The following is a 24,263-nucleotide window of genomic DNA, read 5'->3' on the forward strand; positions in this document are numbered from 1 at the left end:
TGGTCCGGAAACGCCGAATCGTCATCACAAATGAAAAAAGCCCCGGACTTGGGCCGGGGCTTTGGACGGAGCGGGGCGGCTTCAGACGTCGAGCAGATCGTCGTTGGCAAATTCGGCCTTGTCCGAGATGAAGGCGAACCGCGCCTCGGCCTTGGTGCCCATCAGCCGCTCGACCGAATCTGCGGTGGTGTCGCGGTCATCCGCTAGCAGCACCACCTTCAGCATGGTCCGCTTGGCCGGATCCATGGTGGTTTCCTTGAGCTGCGCCGGCATCATTTCGCCCAGGCCTTTGAAGCGATTCACCTCGACCTTGGCGTTGGCGTTGAACTCGCTCTTGATCAGCGCTGCCTTGTGCGCGTCGTCGCGGGCGTAGATCGACTTCGTGCCATGCGTCAGCTTGTAGAGCGGCGGCACCGCAAGGAAGAGGTGGCCCTGGTCGATCAGCGGCCGCATCTGCCGGTAGAAGAAGGTGATCAGCAGCGATGCGATGTGCGCGCCGTCGACGTCGGCGTCGGTCATGATGATGATGCGCTGGTAGCGCAGGTCCTCTTCGCGATACTGCGCGAGCATGCCGCAACCGATCGCCTGCACGAGGTCGGCGAGTTGGGCGTTCGCTGTCAGCTTGTCCTTGCCGGCGGAGGCGACGTTGAGGATTTTACCGCGCAGCGGCAGCACCGCTTGCGTCTTGCGGTCGCGCGCCTGCTTGGCGCTGCCGCCGGCCGAGTCACCCTCGACGATAAACAGTTCTGAACCGTCCAAGCCCGCATCGCTGCAGTCGGCGAGCTTGCCGGGCAGGCGCAGCTTCTTGCCGGCGGTCTTGCGCGCGGTCTCCTTTTCCTGGCGGCGGCGCAGCCGCTCTTCGGCACGATCGACCACGAAATCGAGCAGCCTGTTGGCCATGTTCGGATTGCCCGACAGCCAATGGTCGAACGGATCCTTCATCGCCTGTTCGACGATGCGTTGTGCTTCCGCCGTGGCGAGACGGTCCTTGGTCTGGCCCTGGAATTCAGGCTCGCGCACGAATACCGAAAGCATCACGGCTGCGCCCACCATCACGTCTTCCGATGTGATGGACGAGGCGCGCTTGCCCTGGCCGACGCGCTCGGCGTGATCCTTCAGGCCGCGCAGCAGCGCGCTGCGCAGGCCGGATTCGTGCGTGCCGCCATCGGGCGTCGGCACGGTGTTGGTGTAGGACGACAGGAAGCCGTCGGCATCCGCGGTCCAGGCCACGGCCCATTCGCACGCGCCATGCGCGCCGTTGCGGCCCGACTTGCCGGAGAAGATGTCGGGATGCACCAGCGTGTCCGCGTGGATCGCTGCCGCCAGATAATCCTTGAGGCCGCCAGGGAAGTGGAACGTAGCTTCCGCCGGCACGTCCTCGACGCCCTTGAGCAGCTCGGGCGCGCAATTCCAGCGAATCTCGACGCCGCCGAACAGATACGCTTTCGAGCGCGTCATCTTGAACAGGCGCTGCGGCTTGAACGCGGCCTTGGCGCCGAAGATGTCGGTGTCGGGCTTGAAGCGCACGCGTGTGCCGCGGCGGTTGTTGATCTTGCCGAGATCCTCGAGCTTGCCCTTGGGGTGCCCGCGCTCGAACGTCATGCGGTAGAGTTTCTGGCTGCGCGCGACCTCGACCTCGAGCAGCGAGGAGAGGGCGTTCACCACGGAGATGCCGACGCCGTGCAGGCCGCCCGAGGTCTCGTAGACCTTGCTGTCGAACTTGCCGCCCGAATGCAGCGTGCACATGATGACTTCGAGCGCCGACTTCTTCGGGAACTTTGGATGCGGATCGATCGGGATGCCGCGGCCATTGTCGGTGACGGTGAGAAAGCCGTCCGCGCTGAGCTCGACCCCGATGAAGGTCGCGTGTCCCGCCAGCGCTTCGTCCATCGAGTTGTCGATGACTTCGGCGAAGAGGTGATGCAGTGCCTTCTCGTCGGTGCCGCCGATATACATGCCGGGCCGGCGCCGCACCGGTTCCAGGCCTTCGAGCACCTCGATGTCGGCTGCGGTGTAGTCGGCTTCCGCGCCGCCCGCACGCGCCGCCGCCTTGGCGGGCGCACGCGGCTTCGGCTCGTCGGCTGGGAACAGGTCTGCTTTGGTTTTCAATTGCTTGGACATGTATCTTGATGTGCTTTGAAGGCCGCGCATGCGGCGAATCGGTTAAGGCGACTATGCCACTTCTGGACTGGAAAGGTCACCGCACGCCGGCCAAGTGGGTGTGGGTGGGAGCCAATCCCGGCGATTTTACGCCGCAGGCCCACCCATTCCCGGCAATTTGACGTCCCGGCCCGGTCTTACCGGGATTTGTGACTTGATGTCACACAAGCCCTTGGCTTACCAGTCATTTTCATCGAGCAGCACCTAGAGGCAGGGCGGGAAGGCTATTTTTGAATGGAGCAGTATGCGCACGCCCTGGCCGATTTCGTGCGCGCTCACCAGGTCTGGGCCGCTCCGATCGTGTTCCTGCTGGCCTTCGGGGAATCGCTCGCATTCATCTCGCTCCTGATTCCGGCTTGGGGCGCCCTGGTCGCGATCGGCGCCTTGATCGGGGTGAGCGGCATCAGCTTCTATCCGGTCTGGATCGCCGGCGGAATTGGCGCAGCACTCGGCGACTGGGTCTCCTATTGGTTCGGCTATCGCTACAAGGAGCGGGTGGCCCAGATGTGGCCGCTCTCGCGCTATCCGGAACTGCTGCCCAAGGGCGAGGCCTTCGTGCGCAGCTGGGGCGTGCCCAGCATCTTCATCGGCCGCTTCTTCGGCCCCTTGCGCGCCTCGGTGCCGCTCGCTGCCGGCATTTTCGAAATGCCCTATTGGAGTTTTCAGGCCGCCAATTTCGTCTCGGCGCTGGTCTGGTCGGCGGCGCTGCTGCTGTTTGGCGATGTGATCGCCAAGGTCATGGAATGGATCTGGCGGGTGATCTGACGCCTTGAACCTTGACGGGAACCGTATCTCTCTCTATAGCCGCGCGCCATGATCAACGCCGCGACCATTCTGTTCGCCCGTCGCCGCCGCCGCTCTTTAGCGGTTTGGGCGGTCGATCGCGTTTGAGATCATCGTCTTTGCCGCTGGATCCGATCCGCGGCATTCTTTCTCCTGTCAGCGCGATCTGATCCGGCGGCCCCCAAGGAGGCCGAGCAGGAGACCACGATGTACACGCCACCCTTTTTCAAGCCGGACCGCGCCGCGAGCCTGAAATTCGCAGACGAGCGTGGCTTCGGCACCATGTGCGCCTTCGACGGCCGCAAGCCGGTCGCCTCGCCACTGCCGTTCTACCTGACCTACGCCGATGACGGCACGCCGCAGGCCGCCTTTCATGTCGCCCGTCACAATCCGCTGCTAAAGCTTGCAGGCGGGACGAGCTCCTGGCTGCTCGCGGTCAACGGCCCCGACGCCTATGTCTCGCCCGATTGGTACGTCTCGCCGGATCAGGTGCCGACCTGGCTGTACCAGTCGGTGCATCTGACCGGACCGGTGCGGTTGTTGTCGGACGGCGAGCTGGCGGTCCAGATCGACACGCTCAGCGACAAGTTCGAGAACTGGCTGCTGCCCAAGAAGCCGTGGACGTCGGCTAAGATGACGGCGGGCCGGCTTGAGGCGCTGAAGAAGGGGATCGTGGGTCTGGTCATGACGGTCGACGAGGTCGAAGGCAGCTTCAAGCTCAACCAGCACAAGTCCGACGCCGACTATTCGGCGATCGCCAATGCGCTGAGCTCGCAGGCGGATGCGGACTCGCGCACGATCGCAGGCCTGATGCGCGAAGCGAGACCGTTGGCCCTCGCAACGGACACGGTACAAACACAGCAAGCGATTACGCCTGAAGGGGGCGTGTGATGAGCATGAAGAAGAAAATCGGCATTCTTGGCGCGTCCGGCTACACCGGAGCCGACGCGGTGCGCCTGCTGGCGCGGCATCCGAATGCCGAAATCACGGCGCTCACCGCCAACACCCATGCGGGCAAGGCCATGAGCGAGGTGTTTCCGCACTTCTTCATGCTCGACCTGCCAAAACTCGTGGAGTGGGAAAAGGTCGACTGGACCAAGCTCGACGCGGTGCTCTGCGGGCTGCCGCACGGCACCACACAGGAGATCATCGCGGCCGTGCTCAAGGCCAATCCCAAGATCAAGATCCTCGACATGTCCGCGGATTTCCGGCTGCGCAACAAGGACACCTATGCGCAGTGGTATGGCCATGAGCATCGCGCGCTCGAACTGCAAGGCGAGGCTGTCTATGGGTTGACCGAATTCTACCGGGAGAAGATCACTTCCGCGCGGCTGGTCGCCTGTCCCGGCTGTTATCCGACCGCGGCGTTGCTGGCGCTGGTTCCGCTGGCGAAGGCCAGGCTGATCGACGTTGACGACATCATCATCGACGCGAAATCGGGCCTCACCGGCGCCGGCCGCGGGCTGAAGCAGAACACGCTGTTCAGCGAAGCGGGCGAGGGGCTGTCGCCCTATTCGGTCGGCACTCACCGGCACGCGCCTGAAATCGAGCAGGAAATCAGCCTCGCGGCGGGCTCAGCGGTAACGGTGAATTTCACGCCGCATCTGATTCCGATGGCGCGGGGCGAGTTCTGCACCTCCTACGTCAAGCTCAACGGTGCAACGCCCGAAGATCTGCGGGCGGCGCTGCAGAAAGCGTACGCCAACGAGCCGTTCGTGCATGTCGCCCAAAAGGGCGTGCTGCCGCAGACGCAGAACGTACGCGGCTCCAACTATGTTCAGATCGGCGTCGTCGCCGACCGCATCAAGGATCGGGCGATTGTGCTTTCGACGCTCGACAATCTGGTGAAGGGCTCGGCCGGTCAGGCGATCCAGAACATGAACCTGATGTTCGGGTTTCCTGAAACCGCGGGGCTGGAGCAGATCGCGCTGTTTCCATAAGGCGAGGCGCCGGCGCCGACACCAACAAGCTCGAAAGGAGCGTGCCATGAGTCTTTCTGAAACCAGTCTCGTCGACACCAAACAGGCCCCGACCAAGGGCGCCGCGAGCAAGCCCGCCACCGTGTTCGTCGACGGCGGCTCCGGCACCACCGGGCTCGGCATCAACGAGCGGCTCAAGCTCCAGAACGACGTCGTCGTGAAGACGATCGCCGATGACAAGCGCAAGGACCCCGCCGCGAAGAAGGCGCTCATGGCGGAGGTGGATCTCGTCATCCTCTGCCTGCCCGACGATGCCGCAAAGGAAACCGTCGCGCTGGTCGACAGCATGGGCGCTGCGGGCCCTAAGGTGCTCGACGCTTCGACCGCCTATCGGGTCGCGCCGGACTGGGCCTATGGCTTTGCGGAGATGACGCCGGACCAGGCCGGCAAGATCAAGGCCGCGAAAAAGGTCTCCAATCCCGGCTGCTATCCGACCGGCGGCATCGCGCTGCTGCGGCCAATCGTCGACGCCGGTCTTTTGCCGCCCGACTATCCCGTCACCGTCAACGCGGTCAGCGGCTATTCCGGCGGCGGCAAATCGATGATCGCGAGTTTTGAAGACGGCAGCGCGCCGTCCTTCGAGCTTTACGGCCTCGGTTTTGAGCACAAGCATCTGCCGGAGTTGCAACTCTATTCGAACCTGACACGGCGGCCGATCTTCGTCCCGTCGGTCGGCAACTACCGGCAGGGCATGCTGGTCTCTGTGCCGCTCCAGCTCGACACACTGCCGGGCAAGCCTGGCGGAGCCGATCTCCAGGCCGCGCTGGCCAAGCGCTACGCCGGTTCAAAGTACGTCTCGGTGATGCCGCTTCAGAACGAGGCGACCAAGGGTGGCAAGCTCGAGCCGGAAGCGCTCAACGAGACCAACATGCTCGAGCTCTATGTCTTTACCAGCGACAAATACCACCAGGCGGTGCTGGTCGCGCGGCTCGACAATCTCGGCAAGGGCGCCTCGGGTGCGGCCGTGCAGAACATGCGGCTGATGCTGGGCATGGCGGACGAGTAGGGCAGGCGCGTACCCCGGACGCAGCGCGACACGTCTTCAGTGCTGCGCTGCTGAGCCGGGGCCCAAAACCTTAGTATCGAGACCTTGGTATCGAGACCTCAGTACTTCGCGATGATCGGGCCGCCGAACCGGTAGTTGATGCGGGCGGTGATCAGGTCGACGTCCTGACCGATGCGGTCGGTGCGCGAGAACGTGCCGACCGGCGCCAGCACGCCATTGGCCGTGAGCGTGACGTCGCGGCGTCCCATGAACAGGTGGTCGTATTCGAGGCCAACCGACCAGTTCGGCGCAAACCCGTATTCGACGCCGACGCCAATCGCGCCGCCCCAGCGGGTCTCGTCGGCACGATCGAACTCGGCCCCGGCCAGACCGCCCGTACCGATGCCGCGGTAGCGATCGCGGGTGACGGCGGCGCCGCCTTTCGCGTAAAGCAATGCGCTGTTCCAGGCGTAGCCGACCTGGCCGGTGAACAGGCCGAACGCATCGACGTGCGTGCGGTTCGCGACGCCGAACACGTTGCTGGTATTCCGGCCGGAGAGATCGGCCCAGTCGCCCTGGGCTTCGAGGCCGAACACGAAGGCGCTGCTCTGCCAGCGATAGCCGATCTGGCCGCCAGCGACGGCGCCGGTCGCATCGTGGCAACCTTCCGCGATGCCGGGCGCGAAGCCGACGGTCTGATCCCAGCACTTGCGCGAGGTCCCATAGCCGCCGTTGGCGCCGATATAGAAGCCGCTCCAATCGTAGATCGCGGCGATCATCGGCGGCGCCTTGGTGTAGGGACGGGCGGCGAGATCAGCGGCACTGGCCTGGGTCGCGACGGTAGCCAGCGAAATCGCGCCGAGCGCGGAAGCAATCTTCCAATTCATGTCTTCCCCGAATCAAATCAATTGCGATGCAGAAATATACACGTGGATGGACGACAACTTGTATGTGCAAATCGGAACGACGGTTGATTCTGCCGCAGTGTCATCCGTCGGCAACACCTGCGGTTGATGCCGGGCTGCCTTCAGAGTAGGCAATTTCTCGAAAGCTTGCAGACGCGAGTGACGCCATGGACGAGACCACGCTGCAATTCTATCGGGAGAACGCCGAGGCCTACGCCGGGTGGGCCAAGGCGCCTTCGACGCGGCTGCGGGGCTTTCTCGCTCTGCTGCCGTCAGGCGCTTCGATCCTCGAGCTCGGCTGCGGCGCCGGCAATCATTCGGCCGTGATGCTGGCAGAAGGTTTTTCGGTGCGCGCCACCGATGGCTCGCCGGAGATGGCCGAGATCGCGTCGCGACGGCTCGGTCACCCCGTCGAGGCGATGCGGTTCGACGAGCTGGATGCGCGCGACGCCCATGACGGCGTCTGGGCGAGTGCCTGTCTGCTGCATGTTCCACGCGACGAACTCGCCGGCATCCTCCAGCGGATTCATCGCGCGCTCAGGCCGTCAGGCGTGTTCTATGCCAGCTACAAGATGGGCGAGAACGATGGGCGGGACAGCCTGGGGCGGTACTACAGCTACGTATCGCCCGAGTGGCTTGAAGCGACTTACGCCAGCGCGGGGGCGTGGCTCGAGCTGACGTCGGAGACCTCCGTGATCCAGAGTTTCGACGAGACGCCCGCCAACATGCTGAATCTCGTCGTTCGCAAGGCCTGATCTCGAAAATGGCTACGCGACAACCCATTCAAGCAGCGCGTTCTGTGCGTGCAGAAGGAAAGCCTTCGCCGCCGTGCTCTGGCAAATTGCGTGGCTCATCGCATCGGCCGTAACCTCCTGGCCCCTGGTCACAGGCGGGCAAGGGAGGAAGATCGCATCGCGGCGGCATTTGTCGAGGAGCGATGCAGAGATCCGGTAGTCTGCGAGTTGATCGTCATGCGCCCCATTGGGCCAGCAGTCCGTGATGATCACGTCCGCATCGCGCAATACGTCGAGATCAGTGCATGCGGTGAATCCCGGACTTGCGATGTCCCGGATATGCCAGTCTGCCGGATAGGTCTGGATCACCTCGATCGGCAAGGCGATGGACGCTTCGACCCATGACCGGAGGATGTTGGCGTCGGGGGCAACACCGACGACCTTCAGGCCTTCGAGCGTTCCTCTCTTGCCGCTGACGTAAGCGAGATCGCCGAGCGTTTCGCAGGGGTGGTTCGATCGCGTTCTGGCATTGACCACGGGAGCTCTGGCGCGCGACGCGAGATCGCGCAGGGTCGATAATTCCCGTGTACGCACGATCAGAACGTCGAACCAATTGTCGAGATATCCTGCGAGATCAGCCGTCGTTTCGTGGACATTGAACCTGATCGGAGGCTGAACACAGATGCCGCCCATGGCGTTCACGCCGAGATCGAAGGCGGTCGTATTGCGCCAGCCTCCATCGTCGGCGATCACAGCCACACGCTTGCCAGTGAGGCTCTGCGGCATGGTGCGGTCATCCCACGCGGCCGCGAGCTGCTGCGCGCGGCCGATGATGGACAGGATCGTGTCCGCACCGAGGTCGTGGAACTCGACGAAATCCCGGCTGGATTCGCTGCGCATGGCCGAACGTCGAGGACTTGCGCTCAGAGCACCCTGAAGATCGCGACCGCCAGCACGGCTTGTGCTGCGAAGCCAACGGTGAAGGCCAGCGTGCGGAACACCGGGATCCCCAGCGCATAGACGATCAGATGCGCGACGCGCGACCAGAAATAGACGGCGCAGGCGAGCACTGTCCATTTCGAGGAATAGTCGATCGCGTTCAGGATCAGCACCAGCGGTGCGAACAGCACGAGGTTCTCGACCGCGTTGTCATGCGCGAACATCAAACGGTTCGCCCATTCGGCTTGCGGCTTGTCTGCGCGCGAGGGGTTGGCCATCGCGCCGCCGAGACCTCTGATCTGGCAGCGGTTGATGGTGTAGGGAATCCAGAGGACGCCGGTCAGGATCACTGTCAACGTCAGCCAGAACAATTCACGCGTCATAGTCCGGTCCCCTTCCAAATCGATGTCGTGAGCTTATACGAAAGCGCGCGCGATTGCGCTATGCGCGAACCCTGACATAGCTGCCGGGCGCGTCCTCGATCGCGGGCAGGGCCTCGCTGCCGACCACGCGCGCCGGGACTTCCTCCGGATCGAGCATGCCCAGCCATTCGCGCCAGTCCGGCCACCACGAGCCCTTGTGCTCGACCGCGCCCTTCATCCACTCGGCGAGGTTGACGTCCTTCACGTTGTCGTTGGTCCAGTACTGGTACTTGTTCGACGCTGGCGGATTGACCACGCCGGCGATGTGGCCCGAGCCCGACAGCACATATTTTACCGGACCGCCGAAGAATTGCGAGCCGTACAGCACCGACTCGGCCGGTGCGATGTGATCCTCGCGGGTGGCGAGGTTGTAGACGGGCACCATGACTTTGGAGAGGTCGAGCAGGGTGTTGTCGAGCACCATCGTGCCCGTCGACAGCCGGTTCTCCAGATAGCAGTTGCGCAGATAATAGGAATGGTTCGACGCGGTCATCCGCGTCGCGTCCGAATTCCAGTGCAGCAGGTCGAACGCACTCGGCTGCTGGCCCTTCAGATAATTGCTGACGACATAGGACCAGATCAAATCGTTGGAGCGCAGCATGTTGAAGGCCATCGCCATCTTGGAGCCTTCGAGCACGCCGGCCGCCTTCATGTCCTGCTCGAGCGCTGCGATCTGCTCCTCGTCGACGAACACCAACAAATCGCCGGCGTGGGTGAAGTCGACCTGCGCGGCAAAGAACGTCGCCGACGCCACGCGCTGGCGGCGCTTCTCGGCGAGCCAGGCCAGCGTGGTCGCGAGCATGGTGCCGCCGACGCAATAGCCGGCGGTGTGCACCTTCAATTCGCCGGTCGCGCGCTCGATGACGTCCATCGCCGTCAGCACGCCTTCCTTCATGTAGTCTTCCCAGCTTTTGCCGCCGAGACGCTTGTCGGGATTGACCCATGAGATCACGAACACGGTGATGCCCTGGTCGACGCACCATTTGATGTAGGATTTTTCCGGCTTGAGATCGAGGATGTAGAACTTGTTGATCCAGGGCGGGATGATCAGCAGCGGCGTGCGCAGCACGTTCTCCGTGGTCGGAGAATACTGGATCAGCTGCATCATCTCGTTCTGGTAGATCACCTTGCCCCGCGTCGTCGCCATGTTGACGCCGACGACGAGATTGTCCGGGTTGGACTGGCGGATCTTCAGCGTGCCCTTGCCTGCCGCGATGTCCTCGGCCAGCATCTTCAGGCCGCGCGCCAGATTTTCGCCGTTGCTGGCGACTGTCGCGCGCAGCACTTCCGGATTGGTCAGCACAAAGTTCGAGGGCGAGATCGCGTTGGTGAGCTGCTGGACGTAGAACTCGGCCTTGCGGCGGGTCTGCGGGTCGAGCCCCTCGGCATCGCGCACGAGCTCCTGCGCAAATTTGGTCGTGAGCAGATAGAGCTGCATCATGAAATCGAAGAACTGGTTCGACTTCCATTCCGGATCGGCAAAGCGCTTGTCCCGCGGCGAGGGCGCGATCGCGGGTGAGGCGTCCTGGCCGGCCATGCGGCGCGCCGCCGAGCCCCAGAGGTCGAGATAGTCCTTGGCGAGCTTGGTCTGGAGATCCGACGAACGCCTTTGGTCCGACAGCCAGTATTCGGCGACCGAGGTAAAGGTCTTCACGACCTCGGTGAGTTCGGCCGGCGGACGATCCTGCACCTCGCCGCTCTCGCGCGGCTTCAGATACGCGGCGAGCGCCTTGCCGCCGCTCTCCATCGCTTGCGCGACATTCATCGCGAAGGCGTTCGCATCGAACTTCGTCTCGGATTTGGGTGTATCGGTCGTGGCGGTACTCATGAGCAGAACAGTAACGATTCATTCCGTATTCGTCACCGCGAAGCTCGCATCTTTGGCGCTAAACCCGCTGCAAGATGTGCTGCACTGCGACAAAGCCCTTGGTTTTGTCACAATCAGGATGCACGTCTTGGACCAGTGGGCCTTGGAAGTATTCTCGCTCGTACCATTTGTGGGCAGCAATGGTTTGAGCTTGGGCAGGTTGTCGGGTTAGTCTCCGGTGGCTTGCTTTGGGACGAGTAGGGGAATTCCCAAGTGTTGGCGTTGAGGGACCTGCAAAAGTCGCTGCCGATCTGTGGCGCGCTGCTGACAGCGGCGCTCGCATTGGGCGGCTGCTCGAGTCAGCTGGCGGACTACACACCCACGGACGCGCAAGCCCATCCCAGGGAGCCCGGCACCTACCTTCCGGTGCATGATCTGCCGCCCGATCGTGATCAAGCAGTCATCCCGCCGGACCAGCGCGCCAAGATCGAAGCCGAGCTTGCAGCCGCGCGCGACCGCCAGTCCGTCGCTGCCAAGGATGCCAAGTAGCGCGGTGCAAGGTAATCGCTGGCGCCCCCGCCACTCCGTGCTAAAAAGACCTCAGTTCAGCCGAGAGTCAGGGCGAAGGTGTTCAGCCCTTGCCGCCGAAAATTGCTCCAAGTAGTTGATTTTGAGTGATTTTTACGCAAGGGGCGGGTGCCTTTCAGACGGGCGTCGTTGCCCTTCGATTCTGTCCTGACCGGTTGCCCGGAGCCCAGAGAGCCATGGACGATTTTTACCGCATCCGCCGCCTTCCGCCTTACGTGTTCGAGCAGGTCAACCGGGCCAAGGCGGCCGCGCGGAATGCAGGGGCCGACATCATCGACCTCGGCATGGGCAATCCGGACCTGCCGGCGCCGGCGCATGTGCTGGAGAAGCTGAAGGAGACGCTGGGCAAGCCGCGCACCGACCGCTACTCGGCCTCCCGCGGCATCCCGGGCCTGCGCCGGGCCCAGGCCGCCTATTACGAGCGCCGCTTCGGCGTGAAGCTCAATCCCGACACCCAGGTGGTGGCGACGCTCGGCTCCAAGGAGGGCTTTGCCAACGTGGCCCAGGCGATCACCGCGCCGGGCGACGTCATCCTCTGTCCGAACCCGAGCTACCCGATTCATGCCTTCGGCTTTTTGATGGCGGGCGGTGTGATCCGCTCGGTCCCCTCGGAGCCGACGCCGGAATTCTTCGAGGCGGTGGAGCGGGCGATCGTGCATTCGATCCCGAAGCCGCTGGCGATCGTCGTCTGCTATCCCTCGAACCCGACCGCCTATGTCGCGAGCCTCGACTTCTACAAGGACCTCGTCGCCTTCGCGAAGAAGCACGAGATCCTGATCCTGTCCGATCTTGCTTATGCCGAAGTCTATTTCGACGAGAACAACCCGCCGCCCTCGGTGCTCCAGGTGCCGGGCGCGATCGACGTCACCGTCGAGTTCACCTCGATGTCGAAGACCTATTCGATGGCCGGCTGGCGCATGGGCTTTGCGGTCGGCAATGACCGCGTGATCGCGGCGCTCGCCCGCGTCAAATCCTATCTCGACTATGGCGCCTTCACGCCGGTGCAGGTCGCCGCCACCGCCGCCCTGAACGGCCCCGACGATTGCATCAAGGAGATGCGCGACACCTACCGCAAGCGCCGCGACGCGCTGGTCGAATCGTTCGGCCGCGCCGGCTGGGAGATTCCGCCGCCGGAGGCCTCGATGTTCGCTTGGGTGCCGCTGCCGGAGGCCTTCCGCAGCGTCGGCAGCATGCAATTCGCAACCCTGATGGTGGAGAAATCCGGGGTCGCGGTGTCGCCCGGCGTCGGCTTCGGCGAGCATGGTGAAGGATATGTCCGCATCGCCATGGTGGAAAACGAGCAACGGATCAGGCAGGCCGCGCGCGGCGTGCGCCGCTTCCTTGAAAGCGGCATCGAAACGTTGCACAACGTCGTTCCGCTCGCCAACCGGCGCTAATTCTCTTCGACAGGTTCACTAAAGCATCATGGTCGCACCCCTGAAAGTGGGCATAGCGGGGCTCGGCACCGTGGGTGCCGAAGTTGTCCGTCTGATTGAAACGCAAAGCCGCGTGCTCGCCGGCCGTAGCGGCCGGGGCATTCGCGTCGTCGCCGTCACCGCGCGCTCGAAGGCCAAGAAGCGCAGCGTCGATCTGCGCGGCGTCGAATGGGTCAAGGATCCCATGGCGCTGGCCACGCATCCCGAGGTCGACTGCTTCGTCGAGTTGATGGGCGGCGCCGGCGATCCCGCGCTCGCCGCGGTGGAAGCTGCGCTCAATGCCGGCAAGTCGGTCGTCACGGCCAACAAGGCGCTGCTGGCCAAGCACGGTTTGAAGCTTGCAAAGGCCGCCGAAAAGCACGGCGGTGCGCTGAATTACGAGGCAGCGGTCGGCGCCGCGATCCCTGTCATCAAAACGTTACGCGAGGGTCTCGCCGGAACCGGCATCAACCGCGTCTACGGCATCCTCAACGGCACCTGCAATTACATCCTGACCCGGATGGAGCAGGAGGGCCTGTCCTTCGCCGAATGCCTGAAGGATGCGCAGCGGCTCGGCTATGCCGAGGCCAATCCGTCCTTCGACGTCGATGGCCACGATACCGCGCAAAAGCTAGCCATTCTCGCCAGCCTCGCTTTCGGCACGAAAGTTGCTCAAAGCGCGGTGTATGTCGAAGGTATCTCCTCCATCGCGCCGGAAGATCTGCGCGCCGCTGACGATCTCGGTTACCGGCTCAAGCTGCTCGGCGTTGCCGTCCGCACCGCCAAGGGCATCGAGCAGCGCGTGCATCCGACCATGGTTCCAAAATCCTCCTCGATCGCGCAGGTGATGGGTGTCACCAATGCGGTCACGATCGATGGCGAGGGCATTCCGCCGATCACGCTGGTCGGCCCTGGCGCAGGCGGTGCTGCGACCGCATCCGCCGTCGTCGCCGACATCGCAGATGTGGCGCGCGGCATCCGCGCCAATCCGTTCGGCCGGCCGATCTCGCATCTGCGCGACACTAAGAAGGCGCCGATGGAGCGGCACGAGGGCGGCTACTACATCCGCCTTTTGGCGCGCGATTTCCCGGGCACGGCGGCTGCGATCGCGACCCGGCTCGCCGAGCAGAAGATTTCGATCGAGTCGATCGTGCAGCGTCATCCCAATGGCGGCGCTGCGCCGGCAGATGGCAAGGCGGTGCCCGTGCCCGTCATCCTGATCACCTATGCCACCCACGAGGACGCGGTGCGCCGCGCGCTCGCCGCCGTGCAGAAGGACAAGGTGATCAGCGGACGGCCGCAGGTGATCCGGATCGAGAAGAACTGAGCATGCTATGACACGGTTCGAACGAACTGTGGGTGTTACGAGTTGATGCGGGCGGAGATTTCCGTCCCAAACTGTTTCGAAGGAGTTAGCCGATGTCGACCCATATTTCAGTCCCGCCGCAAGCGTTGCTCGAGCGCATTCTCACGCTGGAGATCGTGCGCGTGACAGAGCGGGCGGCGGTGTCCTCGGCGCGGCTGCGCGGGCACGGGCAGGAGAAGCCCGCCGACCAGGCCGCCGTCGACGCCATGCGGCGCGAGCTCAACAAGCTGCCGATCCAGGGCACCATCGTGATCGGCGAAGGCGAGCGCGACGAGGCGCCGATGCTCTTCATTGGCGAGAAGGTTGGCATGAATACCGGCCCGGAGGTCGACATCGCCGTCGACCCGCTCGAAGGCACCACGCTGTGCGCCAAGAACATGCCGGGCTCGATCGCCACCATGGCGATGGCCGACGGCGGCACGCTGCTGCACGCCCCCGACGTCTACATGCAGAAGCTTGCGATTGGCCCCGGTTACGCCAAGGGCGTCGTCGAGCTCGATGCCTCGCCCGCCGAGAACGTCCACCGCCTCGCCAAGGCCAAGGGTGTCAAGGCGGACGGCATCACCGTTCTCGTGCTCGACCGTCCGCGCCACGCCAGCATCATCGAGAGCGTGCGCTCAACGGGAGCCGCCGTGCGTCTGATCACCGACGGCGATGTCGCCGGCGTGATCCACTGCGCCGACCCCGATAACACCGGCGTCGACATGTATCTCGGCACCGGCGGCGCGCCGGAAGGCGTGCTTGCGGCCGTGGCGCTGCGCTGCATCGGCGGCCAGATGCAGTGTCGCCTGATCCTCGATTCCGACGAGAAGCGCGAGCGCGCCGCCAAGATGGGCGTCAACGATCCCAAGATGATCTACGGCATCGAGGACATGGCGCGCGGTGACTGCCTGTTCGCCGCCACCGGCGTCACCACGGGCTCGCTGCTCTCGGGCGTCAAATTCCGCAAGGACGGCGTGATCGAGACCGAGACGGTGGTGATGCGCTCGGTGACCGGCACCGTGCGCTACATCAAGGCCGAGCACCGCGAGCTCGCGAAGTTCCATTTGGACTAAGTCGCGACACGCGACCCTCATTCCGGGCCTGTGCCTTACGGCGCATCCCGGAATGAGCAAGAATAACAACATTCGGGGAAGCGCCCATGTCCGATCTCTCCGCCGTCAAAGCCCTCGTCTTCGACGTGTTCGGCACCGTCGTGGACTGGCGAACCAGCCTGATCACCGACTTCATGTGGTGGGCGAAGGGCCGCGGCATCAGCGCCGACTGGACCGCTTTGGTCGACGGCTGGCGCGGCATGTACATGGCCTCGATGGACGATGTGCGCAAACATCCCGAGCGCGGCTACGTCATGCTCGACGATCTGCACCGCCGCTCGCTGGAAAAGCTGGTCGAAAAGTTCCAGATCAAGGGTCTCACCGAATCCGATCTCGACCATCTCACCAAAGGCTGGCACCGCCTGCATCCGTGGCCCGACAGTGTCGCCGGCCTGACCCGGCTCAAGACGAAGTTCGTGATCTCGCCGCTGTCGAACGGCAACGTCGCGCTGCTCACCAACATGGCGAAGTTCGCAGGGCTGCCCTGGGACCTCATCATGTCGGCCGAACTGTTCGAGCACTACAAGCCCGATCCCGAGACCTATCTCGGCGCCGCGCGGCTTCTGTGTCTCAAGCCGGAAGAGGTGATGATGGTCGCCGCCCACAACGGCGATCTCGCCGCCGCGCAGAAGAACGGGCTGAAGACCGCGTTCGTGGCAAGGCCGACGGAGTACGGTCCGCTGCAGAAGATCGATTTTGAAGCCACCGGCAACTGGGATATCGTCGCCAAGGATTTTGGCGGGGTCGCCGACAAGCTCGGCTGTTAGGGCGCGCGGCCTCGCCGGCGCTCAGATGCTCCCGAACGTGACCGTGGCCTTGTCGTAGGCGCCGTCGCCCATCGTGCCGGCTTCGAATATGCCGTGCTTCTCGATCCAGTCGAACGACTGTTCGTAGATCTCCTGTGAATAAGGTTCGAACACGATCCGCTCGCCGGGCCCCCAGCGCCGCGTATCCATGGCCGCGTGGAAGCGCTCGGGAAATTCATTCTTGAAGTGGCGGGTGTAAAGCTCCGGGCGCAGGTCAATGTCGCGCTGTGCTTTCTTCAGGGCACGGAAATAGCGCTTGATGTCCTCGGGCGCCGGATCGCCATTGATCATGGACGCGATCATGAAAGTCGTGTCGATGATCTTGCGATAGCCGAGCTGCTCGGCGAAATAATAGGGACCGTTGAACAGCGCAGCCGCCTCGCTCTTGCCCTCGAACAGCAGCTCCATCCTGCGAAACAGCATGCCGTCCTCGAAGGTCAGGTTGATCTGATCGGGCGCCAGGTAGGGCTCGAGCGCCTGGATGGTCGAATAGTGGCTGCCTGACTGGAAGCCGACCGAAATCGGAACGCCGGCGAGGTCGGAAGGGGTGCGTATCCCTGAATCGGCTCGAACGAAGATTCCCGAAGGCGCGACGGAATAGATGTCGGCGTAAAGCTTGGCGTGGCCGTTCGAGGCGGCGACGTTGACCGTCCAGTGGCAGGCGCAACTGACGTCGGCCTTGCGGCCCTTCTCGATGCTCTGGAAGGCCCCTTCATTGACCTTGTTGTGGTGCTGACCCTCTGTCGAGCGGATCAACTCGCGGAACTCGTAGTCGAGCCCTTCGTCGCGGAAGTAGCCCTTTTCCTCGGCCACCCATTCCTGAAGGCGGAAATGCGATTCGATCACGAATTTGGTCATGGTTTCCTCCGCATCCGCTGTTTGGCCGTTCAATTGCCTTTGACCCCAGATAGCAAACGGCGATGCTCGATCTATGGCTCAAAGGGAATGTTTCATATGTCTAAAATGGAATCTTCCGGCATCGACTTCCGCGACCTCAGGGTGCTCGACGCGCTGATCCGCGAGGGCAGCATCACGCGTGCTGCCGCAAGTCTCGAAACCACGCAACCGGCTGTCAGCAAGCTGCTGGCGCGCTTGCGTCTGCGCTTCGACGATCCTCTGTTCGTGCGAGATGGCCGGGGCGTGCAGCCGACGGCGCGGGCCGTCGAGATGGCCTCGCAGGTCCGCGCCCTGCTCGAGATGGCCGACACGCTGTGGCAGGAGCGGCTGCCGTTCGATCCGCGCAAATCGGAGAAGACCTTCAGTCTGCTTTTGACCGATGTCGGCATGGTGCGGTTCCTGCCGCCCTTGGTCGCGCGCCTCGCCGAACTCGCGCCGCGCGTTCAGGTGCGCGCCATTCCGCTCGATTCCCGGCACTTTGCGCTCAAGCTGGAGTCAGGCGAAGCGGACCTTGCGCTCGGCGCTCTCCCGCGCGCGGCGGGGCATCTTCGCTCGCAGCGGCTCTATTCCGACGGTTATGCCAGTGTGGTGCGGCGAGGGCATCCGCGGCCGGCGCAGGCGCGAACGCGCCGGGGATTTCTCGATGAGCAGCACATCCTGATCACCGCATCCGAGACCGGGCATGCGGCGCATCTCGAGACGCAGCGTGTGCTGACGCGGGCGATCGCCCGCGCCAATATCCTGTTGCAGGTGCCGAGTTTCATCGCGGGCGCGATCGTGGCATCGCAAACCGATGGGGTCGCAACCTTGCCCGCCAATCTGGCCGCCATCGTCGCCGAGCCACTCGGAATGACCGTGTTCAGGACGCCAGTTGCGCTACCGCGGATCGAGATCGCGCAATATTGGCACGAGCGCTACCATCGTGATCCCGCCCACCGCTGGCTGCGATCGATCACACTCGCTTTATTCGGCAATCGCGCCTAGGCGTCGCCGCCATGGCTGGAGAGGGTCGCCTAAATTGCACCGAGTACAATGTTCTAATTGCTCCGAATATAGTATCGGATCATATTCGGCGCAAAGAGCAAATTGCACCGGGTGGGCTCGGTGGCAACGGAGCGACGACAATGCACCTGAGTTATTTCGATCTGTTTCTGGCGTTCCTCGGATTGAGCTTGGGAGTGCCCTCAGCGCTGCCTAGCTGGTTTTTTCAGAATAAGGATCCGCGGTCGTAAGCGGACCCATGCCGCGATCCGGAAAGGCGTGAACGGATTTGTACGCGACGGAGCTGAAGACGCACCAAGGAGGTCTATGCGGGAGCGACCAGCCTGTTCTTCAGCGTCGGCAATGCGACCAAGGCGGTGCCGTGGCTGCTGCTGGTGCGACCGGCCGGCAACGTCTGGATCGTGATGGCGACGTGCCTCCTCGCCATTCCCTCAGGCGTCTGGCTCGGCTGGCGATTGCATGGAAAGCTCGACCAGCAGCAGATCTACCGGGCCTGCTACGGCTTGCTGGTCGCGACCGCGCTGAAGCTGTTATGGGATGGAGTGTCCGGCTATCTCGCGTGAAGAGATGTCGGCGTCGGCGTTTGTCGGCCGACGCCGTTTGCGCTGACGCCCTACAACGTCATCTGCATCGGTTCGGGATAGTAGTGAAACCCGTCGCCGGCCTTGGCGACATGGCCGTAGCCCGGCCAGGCGAAATGATAGGACATGACAGGCGTCTTGTTGGCCGCAAGCGTGGTGAGCAGTTTCACGCGCGACTCGGCCGCCTGCTTGGGGTCGGTGTCGTAGGAGAATTCCATCCGGGGACGCTCGAGCAGCAGCACGGGATGGTGTGAGAGGTCACCAAGGAAGGCGAACGACTTGCCGGCGGACGAGACCATGAAGATGGAGTGGCCGACGGTGTGGCCCGGCGCCGAGATCGCCTGCACGCCCGGCAGAAATTCCTGGCCGTCCTTGAAGAAGACGATGCGGTCGCGGACCGGCAGCAGGTTCTTGCGGGCGTGAACCACAAAATCCTTGACCGGGCTGCCGAGCTTGCCCTCGTCCGTCCAGAAGTCGAAATCGGTCTGGGAAATGTAGATCTGCGCGTTCGGAAACAGCGGCTTGCCGCCGTCGTCCACGATGCCGCCGATGTGGTCGATATGGGCATGCGAGCAGACCACGGCGTCGATGTCCTCCCGCTTGATGCCGGCTTCCGTCATGCTCTTCTGCTGCCGCCCGGTGGTCGGGCCGAACATCTTGGACGTGCCCATGCCGGTATCGAACAGGATCAGCTTGTCGCCGGTGTTGACGATCGGCGAGTTCTGCTCGAGCACGACATTGTCCGGCGACAGGAAATTGTCCGCCAGCATCTTCTTCACCTCTTCCTTGGGAACGCCGGTGAAGGTGCCGGAGGGATCACCGAGCGGCAGCGGGCCGTCGGACACGATGGTCACTTCGGCATCGCCGAGAACGAAGCGGTGCCAGTAGGGCGTCTGGGTACCGAGCTTGGGCGCGCGTGCGATCGCGCTGCTGCCGAGCAGTGTGCTGGCGCCAAGGCCAACGCCAAGACCAGCGCCGAGCGCGAGCAAGGATCGACGTGAGACATCCCGTGTCATGCGTTTCCTCCATTTTCTGTTTTGATCCGCACGATTTTTCGCGCGTGATGTTCGGCTTGAGGCCTACGCAGCGATGCTGCGCCGGTTCAGACAAGCTAGCAAGTGGAATTGGTTTTCGGATGATCGCGGCTTGCCAGATTTGGCGGCGCAATTCCGGTGCGCGACAAAAGAAAACCGATGCCGACGTTTGCGGTCAGCACGATCCGGTCAAGCCTGCAGCAATGCAATCAATGATTGTGTCGCGATTGTGTCGGCCGGCTGCGCGACGCGGCGAGAGGGCAAGAATCTTTTTAGGTCACGATGGCGTGCGCGTTCCCAGGCGTTCGACGAAGCGCATGAGATAACCATCCGGATCCTGGACGAGGAATTCGCGCTGCCCGAGTTCGAGGTCGCCGACCCGGTACCAGGCTTCGTTCGGTTGCTCGTAGAGCGGCCATTGCGCGTCGCCGAGCGCCTTCAGCATTGGATCGATGCGATCGACGACCATCTGAAAATTGATGCCGCGTCCGAACGGCCGTTGCATCTCGGCCGTTTCCCAGCGGCCGTTCAATTCGCACAGCATCACCTGCAAACGTCCTTTGACGAGATACGCAAATCGCGCCTCGGGGCGGTCATAAGCAATTTCGAATCCGAGCAAGTCCCGCCAGAACGACAGGCTGGCTTGGATGTCGGACACGCTGACTTCAGGGACGAGATCGGCAAAGCCACCCTGCGGCGCGCTGCCGGTGCTGTCGGAGGTCGCGCGCGCGACGGGGTCTGAGAGGGGCTTGTTCATTCATGCGATCCGCAGCGCGAGGTCGTTTGCTTCCGTTTCGGCAAAGCCCGCCTGCAAAACCTCTTCGCGCTTGTGGCGCAGATGCGCACGCAGGATGTGCGAGAGGCCGGCGCCATCGCGCCGCTGCAGCGCGTTCAGGATCGCCTCGTGCTCGCTGACGGCGAACGCCCAGCGCTGCGGCGTCATCGGCGTCACGTAGCGCGCGCGGCGGATGCGCGCGGTCACGGAGGCGTAGAGCCCGGTCAGCGCGGGATTGCCGGCGGCTGCGACGATGCCCTCGTGAATGGCGCGGTTGCCGCGATAATACTGGATCAAATCGCCCTCGCGATAATGCCGAACCATGTCCGCATGCGCGGCTGCGATCGCACCGATCTCGGCGTCGCTGATGCGCTCGCAGGCGAGCTCGCCGGCCAGCGCCTCGAGACCCTGGCAGACCTCGAACAGGTCGCGCATGTCCTTGTCGGTCAGCTTCGCCGCGCGCGAGCCGCGATGGGGCAGCAGCTGCACGAGGCCTTCGGCCGCCAGCACCTTGAGTGCCTCGCGCAGCGGTGTGCGCGAGATTTCGAGCCGCTCGCACAGCTCGCGCTCGGGAATCCGCGCGCCCGGCGGGATTTCGCCGTCGAGCAGGATGATGCGGATGCGGCCGACGACCTCCTCATGAAGCATGGGTCAATCTCTATTTTGCATTCAAAAGCGAATTAATCGGCTAAGGGACAAAGATTATAGCTTGAAAATCCAAATTTTTGCATTCAAAAATGTAAAAAAGCAAAAGGGACGTGGGAAATGGACCAGGCTGCAGGGGCGGAAGACCTCATTTTTGAATGCAGGGACGGCATCGGTTGGATCACTTTCAACCGCCCGCAGGCCCGCAATGCTTTCACGTTCGCCATGTACGAACGGCTCGCTGCCATTTGCGAAGAGGCCAACGACGACCGTTCCATCAAGGTGCTGGTGCTGCGCGGGTCCGGCGACAAGGCTTTTGCCTCGGGCACCGACATCAACCAGTTCCGCGAGTTCAAGACGCCGCAGGACGCCATCGACTACGAGAACCGGATTGATCGCGTGCTCACCACGCTCGAGCAGTGCCGGGTGCCGACGATTGCGGCGATCAACGGGTTCTGCACCGGGGGCGGGGCGGGAATAGCCGCCGCCTGTGACCTGCGCATCGGCACGGCAAGCACGAAGATCGGATTTCCGATTGCGCGGACGCTCGGCAATTGCCTGTCGATGTCCAATGTCAGCCGTCTCACCGCGCTGATTGGCGCCGCGCGCGTCAAGGACCTGATCTTCACCGCGCGTCTCATCGATGCCACGGAAGCCGCCAGTGTCGGGCTGCTCGGCGAGGTCGTCGATGATCTTGCTGCGCTGGACAAGCGCGCCGACGAGCTCGCCCGGCTCCTGGCCAGTCACGCCCCGCTGACATTGACCGCCACCAAGCAAGCGGTCGCCCGCTTGCAAAGGCGGCTGACGCGGGACGAGGGCGAAGACCTCATCCTGATGTGCTACACGAGCCAGGATTTTCGCGAAGGGCTCGATGCTTTCCTCAACAAGCGCGCCCCGCAGTGGCGTGGCCAATAGGACGCCCCCGATGCAAAGCGATCGATCGCAATCCAACTCCCCTCGCAAGGGACCACTCGCGGGCCTCAAGGTCGTCGATCTCACCCATGTCATGGCAGGACCGACCTGCACCCTGATGCTCGCCGACATGGGCGCCGACGTCATCAAGGTCGAAAAATCACCGAACGGGGACGACACCCGCCATTCGGTGCCGCCGAAGATCGGCGACGAGGCAGCCTCCTTCCTGATGATGAACCGCAACAAGCGCGGCATCGTGCTGGACCTCAAGACCGAGGGCGGCAAGCAGGTCCTGCGGCGCCTGATTGCGGACGCCGACGTACTGGTCGAGAATTTTGCGCCGGGCGCCATGGAGCGTCTCGGCTTCGGATATGAGGCGCTGCACAAGCAGCATCCGTCGCTGATCTACTGCTCGCTGTCGGGTTTTGGCCGCACCGGCCCCTACAAGGACCGCAGGGGATTTGACCTGGTCGCGCAGGCCATGAGCGGCATCATGAGCTTTACCGGCGAACGCCCCGATGGTCCGCCCGTGAAATGCGGCCCGCCGCTCTCCGACATCACCGCCGGCCTGCTCGCCAGCATGGGCATTTTGGCCGCCTATACCCATCGCCTCAAGACGGGCGAAGGGCAGTGGGTCGAGACATCGCTCTACGAGGCCGCGCTGGTGCAGACCTACTGGCAATCCACCATCGCGTTGGCCGCGGGCACCGCGCCGCGCGCGATGGGTTCGGCCCATCCGCTCAACGCGCCGTATCAGGCGTTCGAAGCCTTGGACGGCTGGCTGGTGGTCGGCGGCGCCAACAAGAAGCACTGGCTGTTGATGCTGGATGCGCTCGGCGTCAGCGAGCTCGCCGCCGATCCGCGCTTCGTCAACGGCGCTGACCGCATGGCGAACCTGAAGGAGCTCGAGGCGGTTCTGAGCGAGCGCTTCCGCACGAAGTCGCGGGCGCATTGGCTCGCGGTGCTGGACGAGAAAGGCGTGCCGTGCGGCCCCGTCCACGACATGCTGGAGGCGCTCAGCGATCCGCAGACGCTGGCGCGCGAGATGGTCGTCGAGGTCGAGCACTCCACGCTCGGCCCCGTGAAGACGATTGGGCTTCCCGTCAAGTTTTCGGAGACCCCAGGCAAAGTGCGCACGGGCGCGCCGGTCTACGGTGAGCATACGAGCGAGGTGCTGGCCGAGTACGGGTTTGACCAAAAGCAGATCGAAGCGCTCGAAAGAGAAGGCGCAATCGTTCTGGGTGCAGGGAGGCGCGAGGCACGCGTCGCCTGACGGACTGTCGATAGAACACAAAAACAAAACATAAAAAGCTGGAGGAAATCATGGGTGGGACGTCAAAGCTTCTGCTGTCCGCGGCTGTGGCCGTACTCGCCGGGCCGGTGCCGGCGCTCGCGGCCTGGCAGCCGCAAAAGCCGATCGAGTTCATTGCCACCGCGGGCCCGGGCGGCGGCACCGACAATATCGCCCGCGCGGTGCAGAACATCATCACCAAGTACAAGCTGACGGACCAGCCGATCGTCGTCGTCAACAAGGCTGGCGGCAGCGGCGCGGAAGGCTATGTTTACGGCAAGGCGTCCGCCGGTGATCCCTACAAGGTGATCTTCGGCACGTCGAACGCATGGCAGCAACCGCTCGTCTCCAAGGTCGCCTTCAATTACACCGATCTCACTCCGATCGCGGCGATGGCGCAGGATGAATTCCTGCTCTGGGTCAAGCAGGACTCGCCCATCAAGACGGCGGGCGACTATTTGAAGGCCGCTGCCACAGGCGATTTCAAGATGGGCGGGGCACAGTCAAAAGACACCGACGAGGTGCTGACCCGCATGATCGAGAAGGCCGGCAAGGTCAAGTTGACCTACATCCCCTTCAAGAGCGGTGCGGAGACCGCCGTGCAGCTCGCCGGCGGACACCTCGATTCCCACGTCAACAATCCCAGCGAGAGCATTGGGCAATGGCGCGGTGGAACGCAACGCCCGCTCTGCGTCTTCAGCCCCAAGCGCCTGCCGCAGGGCGCCAAGGTCACCGCGACCGAAGGCTGGGGCGACGTGCCCACCTGTGCCGAGCAGGGGCTCGACATCAAGCAATATGAGCAGCCGCGCACGGTGTGGCTGCCCGGCAAGGTCACGCCGGACCAGGCCGCGTTCTACATCGACCTCATGAAGAAGGTGCAGGCGACGCCGGAATGGAAGGACTACATCGAGAAGACCTCCCAGGTCGACACGTTCCTGACCGGCGCCGAGTTCGACAAGTTCATCAAGGAGGACCTCGAGCACCTCAGGCTGGTTGCGGGCGAGCAGGGCTGGCTGGTCAAATGAAGTGGGGCTGTCGCACCAGCTTTGATGTGAGCCGGGCTTCCCGCCGTATCTCCGCCATCGCTTCGCCAACTCCGCTGTCGTCCCTGCGAACGCAGGGACCCATACCGCGTGATCTATC

General features: G+C 63.5%; 23 protein-coding genes and 1 pseudogene. 15 read left to right on the forward strand and 9 right to left on the reverse strand.

Annotation, left to right across the window (positions count from 1 at the left end; translation table 11 throughout):
• Positions 1 to 81: 81 nt before the first annotated feature.
• Positions 82 to 2,121 (reverse strand): DNA topoisomerase IV subunit B, encoded by a 2,040-nt coding sequence (gene parE / locus IVB29_RS35150; protein ID WP_247508006.1) that lies wholly within the window; start codon positions 2,119 to 2,121, stop codon positions 82 to 84.
• Positions 2,122 to 2,394: 273 nt separating this feature from the next.
• On the opposite strand from parE, the gene IVB29_RS35155 reads away from it, so the two are divergent.
• From IVB29_RS35155 to argC (IVB29_RS35170), 4 genes are all read left to right on the forward strand, one after another.
• Positions 2,395 to 2,925, forward strand: a complete 531-nt coding sequence (locus tag IVB29_RS35155) for a DedA family protein (protein ID WP_247508007.1) — start codon at positions 2,395 to 2,397, stop codon at positions 2,923 to 2,925.
• 225 nt (positions 2,926 to 3,150) lie between these two features.
• A complete protein-coding gene (locus tag IVB29_RS35160) occupies positions 3,151 to 3,834 on the forward strand; it encodes an FMN-binding negative transcriptional regulator (protein WP_247508008.1) in 684 nt (227 codons plus the stop codon).
• Positions 3,834 to 4,883 carry an N-acetyl-gamma-glutamyl-phosphate reductase gene (gene argC / locus IVB29_RS35165; RefSeq protein WP_247508009.1) on the forward strand — a complete coding sequence of 350 codons (1,050 nt, stop codon included), beginning with the start codon at positions 3,834 to 3,836 and terminating at the stop codon, positions 4,881 to 4,883. The genes IVB29_RS35160 and argC (IVB29_RS35165) overlap by 1 nt, the downstream gene beginning before the upstream one ends.
• 46 nt (positions 4,884 to 4,929) lie before the next feature.
• Entirely contained in the window at positions 4,930 to 5,928 is a 999-nt protein-coding gene (gene argC / locus IVB29_RS35170) for an N-acetyl-gamma-glutamyl-phosphate reductase (RefSeq protein ID WP_247508010.1), read from the forward strand.
• A 98-nt stretch (positions 5,929 to 6,026) separates the two neighbouring features.
• Here argC (IVB29_RS35170) and IVB29_RS35175 read toward each other — a convergent pair whose 3' ends face one another.
• Positions 6,027 to 6,794 (reverse strand): outer membrane beta-barrel protein, encoded by a 768-nt coding sequence (locus IVB29_RS35175; protein WP_247508011.1) that lies wholly within the window; start codon positions 6,792 to 6,794, stop codon positions 6,027 to 6,029.
• Positions 6,795 to 6,979: 185 nt separating this feature from the next.
• Here IVB29_RS35175 and IVB29_RS35180 point away from each other — a divergent pair, with 185 nt between their 5' ends.
• Entirely contained in the window at positions 6,980 to 7,567 is a 588-nt protein-coding gene (locus IVB29_RS35180; protein ID WP_247508012.1) for a class I SAM-dependent methyltransferase, read from the forward strand.
• A gap of 12 nt (positions 7,568 to 7,579) precedes the next feature.
• On the opposite strand, the gene IVB29_RS35185 is transcribed toward IVB29_RS35180, so the two are convergent.
• From IVB29_RS35185 to phaC, 3 genes are read right to left on the reverse strand one after another with little or no spacing between them, the layout of a single operon-like run.
• Complete coding sequence (locus IVB29_RS35185; RefSeq protein WP_247508013.1) at positions 7,580 to 8,446, reverse strand: ornithine carbamoyltransferase; 867 nt, start codon at positions 8,444 to 8,446, stop codon at positions 7,580 to 7,582.
• 23 nt (positions 8,447 to 8,469) lie between these two features.
• A complete protein-coding gene (locus IVB29_RS35190; RefSeq protein ID WP_247508014.1) occupies positions 8,470 to 8,868 on the reverse strand; it encodes an MAPEG family protein in 399 nt (132 codons plus the stop codon).
• Between the two features lie 58 nt (positions 8,869 to 8,926).
• Complete coding sequence (gene phaC / locus IVB29_RS35195) at positions 8,927 to 10,735, reverse strand: class I poly(R)-hydroxyalkanoic acid synthase (RefSeq protein ID WP_247508015.1); 1,809 nt, start codon at positions 10,733 to 10,735, stop codon at positions 8,927 to 8,929.
• A gap of 252 nt (positions 10,736 to 10,987) precedes the next feature.
• Between phaC and IVB29_RS35200 the strand changes: the two genes are divergently transcribed.
• From IVB29_RS35200 to IVB29_RS35220, 5 genes are all read left to right on the forward strand, one after another.
• The gene (locus IVB29_RS35200) at positions 10,988 to 11,263 is read left to right on the forward strand and encodes a hypothetical protein (protein ID WP_247508016.1); all 276 of its coding nucleotides are present in this window, start codon (positions 10,988 to 10,990) and stop codon (positions 11,261 to 11,263) included.
• Positions 11,264 to 11,478: 215 nt separating this feature from the next.
• Positions 11,479 to 12,699: an LL-diaminopimelate aminotransferase gene (locus IVB29_RS35205; protein ID WP_247508017.1), complete on the forward strand. Its 1,221-nt coding sequence runs from the start codon at positions 11,479 to 11,481 to the stop codon at positions 12,697 to 12,699.
• 28 nt (positions 12,700 to 12,727) lie between these two features.
• Positions 12,728 to 14,044, forward strand: coding sequence for a homoserine dehydrogenase (locus tag IVB29_RS35210; RefSeq protein WP_247508018.1), 1,317 nt, complete (start codon positions 12,728 to 12,730; stop codon positions 14,042 to 14,044).
• Positions 14,045 to 14,136: 92 nt separating this feature from the next.
• Positions 14,137 to 15,138 (forward strand): class II fructose-bisphosphatase, encoded by a 1,002-nt coding sequence (gene glpX, locus IVB29_RS35215; protein ID WP_247508019.1) that lies wholly within the window; start codon positions 14,137 to 14,139, stop codon positions 15,136 to 15,138.
• An 86-nt stretch (positions 15,139 to 15,224) separates the two neighbouring features.
• Entirely contained in the window at positions 15,225 to 15,944 is a 720-nt protein-coding gene (locus tag IVB29_RS35220; protein ID WP_247508020.1) for a haloacid dehalogenase type II, read from the forward strand.
• 21 nt (positions 15,945 to 15,965) lie between these two features.
• Here IVB29_RS35220 and IVB29_RS35225 read toward each other — a convergent pair whose 3' ends face one another.
• Positions 15,966 to 16,841, reverse strand: coding sequence for an ABC transporter substrate-binding protein (locus IVB29_RS35225; RefSeq protein WP_247508021.1), 876 nt, complete (start codon positions 16,839 to 16,841; stop codon positions 15,966 to 15,968).
• A 96-nt stretch (positions 16,842 to 16,937) separates the two neighbouring features.
• On the opposite strand from IVB29_RS35225, the gene IVB29_RS35230 reads away from it, so the two are divergent.
• Both IVB29_RS35230 and IVB29_RS35235 read left to right on the forward strand, forming a co-directional pair.
• A complete protein-coding gene (locus IVB29_RS35230) occupies positions 16,938 to 17,864 on the forward strand; it encodes a LysR family transcriptional regulator (protein ID WP_247508022.1) in 927 nt (308 codons plus the stop codon).
• A 311-nt stretch (positions 17,865 to 18,175) separates the two neighbouring features.
• Positions 18,176 to 18,445: pseudogene (locus IVB29_RS35235) on the forward strand (sulfite exporter TauE/SafE family protein); the annotation flags it as partial.
• A gap of 50 nt (positions 18,446 to 18,495) precedes the next feature.
• Here the strand turns inward: IVB29_RS35235 and IVB29_RS35240 are convergent.
• The 3 genes from IVB29_RS35240 to IVB29_RS35250 form a co-directional block, all read right to left on the reverse strand.
• On the reverse strand, positions 18,496 to 19,479 hold the full coding sequence (locus IVB29_RS35240) for an MBL fold metallo-hydrolase (protein ID WP_247508023.1): 984 nt from the start codon (positions 19,477 to 19,479) through the stop codon (positions 18,496 to 18,498).
• Between the two features lie 295 nt (positions 19,480 to 19,774).
• Positions 19,775 to 20,254: a VOC family protein gene (locus tag IVB29_RS35245; RefSeq protein ID WP_247508024.1), complete on the reverse strand. Its 480-nt coding sequence runs from the start codon at positions 20,252 to 20,254 to the stop codon at positions 19,775 to 19,777.
• Positions 20,255 to 20,920 (reverse strand): GntR family transcriptional regulator, encoded by a 666-nt coding sequence (locus IVB29_RS35250; protein WP_247508025.1) that lies wholly within the window; start codon positions 20,918 to 20,920, stop codon positions 20,255 to 20,257.
• A gap of 117 nt (positions 20,921 to 21,037) precedes the next feature.
• Here IVB29_RS35250 and IVB29_RS35255 point away from each other — a divergent pair, with 117 nt between their 5' ends.
• The 3 genes from IVB29_RS35255 to IVB29_RS35265 are packed head-to-tail and all read left to right on the forward strand — an operon-like array spanning position 21,038 to position 24,145.
• The gene (locus IVB29_RS35255) at positions 21,038 to 21,832 is read left to right on the forward strand and encodes an enoyl-CoA hydratase/isomerase family protein (RefSeq protein ID WP_247508026.1); all 795 of its coding nucleotides are present in this window, start codon (positions 21,038 to 21,040) and stop codon (positions 21,830 to 21,832) included.
• Positions 21,833 to 21,842: 10 nt separating this feature from the next.
• The gene (locus IVB29_RS35260) at positions 21,843 to 23,102 is read left to right on the forward strand and encodes a CoA transferase (protein WP_247508027.1); all 1,260 of its coding nucleotides are present in this window, start codon (positions 21,843 to 21,845) and stop codon (positions 23,100 to 23,102) included.
• 50 nt (positions 23,103 to 23,152) lie between these two features.
• Positions 23,153 to 24,145: a tripartite tricarboxylate transporter substrate-binding protein gene (locus IVB29_RS35265; protein WP_247508028.1), complete on the forward strand. Its 993-nt coding sequence runs from the start codon at positions 23,153 to 23,155 to the stop codon at positions 24,143 to 24,145.
• Positions 24,146 to 24,263: the final 118 nt, after the last annotated feature.

The sequence above is a fragment of the Bradyrhizobium sp. 1 genome (genome assembly GCF_023073315.1).
Lineage (GTDB): Bacteria > Pseudomonadota > Alphaproteobacteria > Rhizobiales > Xanthobacteraceae > Bradyrhizobium.